This window comes from Oleiphilus sp. HI0128 (assembly GCF_001635365.1).
The window spans coordinates 1-1,127 of sequence record NZ_LWGG01000892.1; the positions used below are offsets into that span (position 1 = coordinate 1).

Annotated in this window: 1 protein-coding gene; it reads left to right on the plus strand. The window is 46.9% G+C overall.

Features of this window, described 5'->3' with window-relative positions; all coding sequences use genetic code 11:
- Window positions 1-20 precede the first annotated feature (20 nt).
- Window positions 21-1,127: YCF48-related protein (locus tag A3763_RS14335; RefSeq protein ID WP_068760170.1), on the plus strand; the 1,107-nt coding region annotated here is incomplete at its 3' end.

Genomic DNA, 1,127 nt, shown 5'->3' on the forward strand with positions numbered 1-1,127 from the left:
CAAATGTACAAGGTTGATAAATGAACAGTCTACTGTCTAGGTTAAAAGTTGGTGTTCTGGCTAGCTCATTGAGCGTTGTAAGTCTAATAACTCCTGCTCATGCGGTCGAAGATGTACTTAAAACGCCCGCGGTTAAAACTTCTATGGCAACGAATAGCCTCTTGTTGGATGTTGACAAGGCGGGCAGCCGACTTGTTGCAGTCGGAGGTCGTGGGCATATTGTCTATTCTGATGATGAAGGAAAAAGCTGGGCTCAGGCTTCTGTACCAGTATCGGTATTGTTAACGGCAGTAAGTTTTGTCGATCAAACGCACGGTTGGGCTGTAGGGCACTCGGGTGTCATTTTGCACACTAGCGATGGTGGAGAAACTTGGGTCAAGCAATTTGACGGTGACTCGGCAAACCAAATGATTATTACTCAGTCCGAAGAGCGTCTGAAGCAGTTTGAACGACAAATGGAAACAGCTTCTGAAGATGAGCTGGAAGACTTGGAATACGAGTTGGAAGAAGCTAGCTACGCTTTAGACGATGCGAAGTTCGATGCTCAAGTTGGTGCGAGTAAACCCTTGCTGGATGTGTTGTTCAGTTCTTCAAAAGAAGGTTTTGTAGTGGGTGCTTACGGTTTTCTGTTTAAGACCTCCGATGGCGGACGTACCTGGCAGAACTATGGTAGCCGAATTGAAAACCCTGACCGCTTTCACTTAAATGCAGTGAACGAAGTTAAGGGTGGTGCCCTATTTATTGTTGGGGAGGGTGGCGTGCTATACCGCTCAACCGATAAGGGTGAAACCTGGGAAACTCTCGATAGTCCATATAGCGGGTCATTTTTCGGCGTCGCCGGAACACAGGATGAAGGCGTTGTACTGGCTTTTGGTTTGCGAGGCAATATGTATCGCTCCGAAGATAATGGCGATACATGGGAGCAAGTAGAAACGAAGACCGAAGGGACTCTAATGTCTGCTTCTCATGACGGAAGCAAGAAAGTGTCAGTCGTGGGAAATTCCGGCGTGGTTATTCTAAGTCGTGATGGGGGACGAACTTTTGTTGAAACAATTCGCGAAAATCGATTAGGAAATGCATCTTCAGTCTATATCGACGCAGAGCGCTTGGTATTGGTAGGGGAAAAT